General features: G+C 56.4%; 1 protein-coding gene. It reads left to right on the top strand.

What is annotated here, in order from left to right:
• Window positions 1-51: 51 nt before the first annotated feature.
• Window positions 52-2,691: a hypothetical protein gene (locus tag Q0672_RS07935; RefSeq protein ID WP_298621450.1), complete on the top strand. Its 2,640-nt coding sequence runs from the start codon at window positions 52-54 to the stop codon at window positions 2,689-2,691.
• Window positions 2,692-3,229 lie beyond the last annotated feature (538 nt).

Below are 3,229 nucleotides of genomic sequence, written 5' to 3'. Positions count from 1 at the left end.
GTTCGTCACTCAGGACGATAGGGTACAGGGGTGGGAGATGTGTGTAATGGGATGCCTCAGACGGCCATCAACAAATACTTTGAGTACTACAAGATCGACGCCACCGACGCAGATCTGCCAATCGAGTTCTTGCAGCACCCGTTGACGCTGAGAATTTTCTGCGAGGTGGCGAACCCTCGTCGCCAGCACGTTGTCGGGGTGGAGGCGCTGCCCAGTTCGCTTGCAAGCTTGTTCGAAGAGCACTTCAACAAGGTTGCCGCAAGAGTCGCTGAGCTTTCACCAACGGCGCATCGCATCTATCAGGATGAAGTCCAAGATGCGCTGCTGAATATCGCACGCCTTCTCTGGGAGGGCAACGCGAGAAGTGTAGAGTTCCAAGCTGCACGGATGGCAGTTGGAGACTCGGGGCGTTGGGACTCCAGCGTCATTCGCGCGTTGGAGTCAGAAGGCGTCCTCATTCGAACGACTTCTGAAGAAGGCGGCCAAGGAATCACGTTTTCATACGATCTGATGGCTGGACACATCATGGCGCGTCACCTGCTTGCCAGGCCGTCCTTGGTGCAATGGCTGGAAAGCGATGAAGGACGCGCGCAGTTCCGATTCCGTGAGCCTGGATCGCATACCTTCGCCTTTGACGTGTTCCGGGCCCTGGTTGGCCTGTATCCGCAACGTTTTGCCAGGCGCCAGCTTTGGCAAGACTTGTCGGACGAAAAACTCGTCATGAACGCGCTTTTATTGACCGCGCAATCAGACCCAAGGCACATCGGGCGAGAAACGGTGGATCGGTTCGCGTGCGCAATGCGGGAGTCAAAGCAGTTCGCGCGGCTTGCCTTCAACAGACTTTGGAGTACTAGGGCAGCGCGGGCACATCCTTTTGACATGGATTTCTTGCACAGCGTGCTCTTGGCCATGCCCAATACGCAGCGCGATCTTTTCTGGTCGGAGTGGGTTCGCGAGAGGTCTGAGGAAGTTGAAGACGATTTCAAATTCCTGTCGACCAGATGGAGGACGGGTAGCCTAAACGAACGAGAGATTCGGCGGGCGCGCTGGGTGATGTGGACGCTGACCTCGACGTCCAGAAGCCTGCGGGACCTGGCCACCAAGACCTTGTACGAATTCGCCTCCAAGCGGCCCGCGGAGTTTTTTCGGCTGGCAGTGGAGGCAATTGTCGTTTCAGACCCATATGTCCCCGAGCGGATGTTTGCCGCGACCTACGGTGCAGCACTGACCACTTGGTCGGATACCAATGCTGTGGAAATGCGTGAGGCACTGGCTAGAGTCGCTCGTGAGATTTATCAGGCCATGTTCGCGCCTGGCGCGACGCATCCTACTTGGCATGCTCTATATCAGCAGTACTGTCTGGGAACCATTGCCATTGCAAGGATGGTTGCCCCGACTTGCTTGTCTGAGGACGAGGCAACTCATCTCCTTCCACCGTTTAGCCATCTGCCCAGTCCGTTTGAGAACATGCCGCAGTACAACCCCGCGTTCATCGAACGTGCGAAGCGCGCGGCGATTGGAATGGACTTTGGTAACTACACAATAGGGAGATTGATTCCAGATCGTTGGAACTACGACTACGAAAACCCCGATTACCAGCGTGTGTTGCCGGCAATCGTCTCGCGAATGCTGGCGCTTGGCTATGACCCCGAACAGTTCGAAGCTGTTGACCGGCAAATGAACTCCAGCCCTCGAATGGGAAGCGACAAGCACAAGGTCGACCGATACGGGAAGAAGTACGGCTGGATTGCCTATTTCGAGATGTGGGGTGTCCGGTACGCGCAGGGCCTCCTCGCCGAGGAGTGCAGCGCTCGCCCCTCAGATGCCGACATCGATCCAACGTTTCCACTTGAGGCCGCGAGCATCGAACTGCAACTCCCAGACTTGTTCAGCGGTCAGCCTACGGGTACTGGCGACTGGGTGGTGAGAGGTCCGCAACCTGACTACTGCGGCATCCTTCAGATCGCGGAGATTGATGGCCTGACGGGGCCGTGGGTCGTACTTGACGGGTTCCTTGAACAGAACGCTCCCACCGATGACCGACAGGTCTTCACCTTCCTCCGAGGTGTTCTCGTGGACAGCGGAGAAGTCGAACGCCTGAGCACGTCGTTCACTGGTCTCCAATATCCCGGTAATGACGCCATTCCGGAAGGACCAAGCTACTACTACACCTATGCGGGGGAGATGCCTTTCTCCTCGATTCCGGGACTGCCTGTCGCTGATGAGCAAGAGGGCGACCGAGCCGAATGCATGGTGTCTGCTGAACGGTGGTCAAAAGATGGCGTCGCGGTTGACATCCCAGTGCAGAAGTATAACTGGGAGAGCTACCATAGCGTGGAGAACCAGAACAGTGGTGCAAGCCTGCCCTCTAAACTGGTCTGTGAAGCATTGAATCTCAGGTACCGTGCCAACAAATGGGATCTGCACGATGCTTCAGGCGTGGCGTCCCTGTACCGCGAAGTCGGCGAGTATGGATCGCAAATCAGTGGTTCTTTCAGCTATCTGCGTCGTGACCTTCTTGATAGCTACTTGACGCAGTCTGGCAAGGCGCTGGTGTGGCTCATGTGGGGAGAGCGTGGCGTTCATCACCGGTCATCCGAGGCGCACAACCTGCACGAGTACTGCGCGGACCATCAGCATATTCATAAGCGTATTTACGTCTATCAGCCGGTTTCGAGCACTCAATCGTAGACCGATCAACCGAGGGGACGCCGCCATTCTTGGACGCAGTAAACGCTTATACAGGACATGGAACCGGCGGCGGATTCAGTATTCGGAATGGACGAGCCGTTTGACGGTCTGACCGAGTCGCTGCACGCACGAATGTGTTCGATTGGATCGAGTTGTTTTACAGAGCGTCAGAAATTTCAACTTCACTTGCGTCATCGGAGAAACAGCCTTGTCAGCTCTCTACGCTCACGGTCCGCAGCATTGTCGGCTATGTTTTAGCGGTCGCGAAGCGACCGTTTCCTTCGGCGAGTGGCGCCTGCATAACAACCCAGGCTATTTCGGAAGCGCCACCCCAACTACACTTGTTCTCGGCTTCTCCAAGGGAGTAAATCAGAATCGCGTCGCGGAGACTGGGAACTTCGAGCGAGTTGCGTTTGCAGGGGCACGCCACCGTTTGCAGACAGTTTTGGTCGTGCTTGGGCTAATGCCAAACGACAGATCAATCGTAAGCGTCGTCCCGCCCCCGTCTTGACGCCTCAGACCTTCAGCCTCTCCAAGC

Source organism: uncultured Zoogloea sp., from assembly GCF_937894855.1.
GTDB lineage: Bacteria > Pseudomonadota > Gammaproteobacteria > Burkholderiales > Rhodocyclaceae > Zoogloea > Zoogloea oryzae.
The sequence above is the reverse complement of the archived record's forward strand: the minus strand, read 5'-3'. Positions and strand labels throughout refer to the sequence as shown.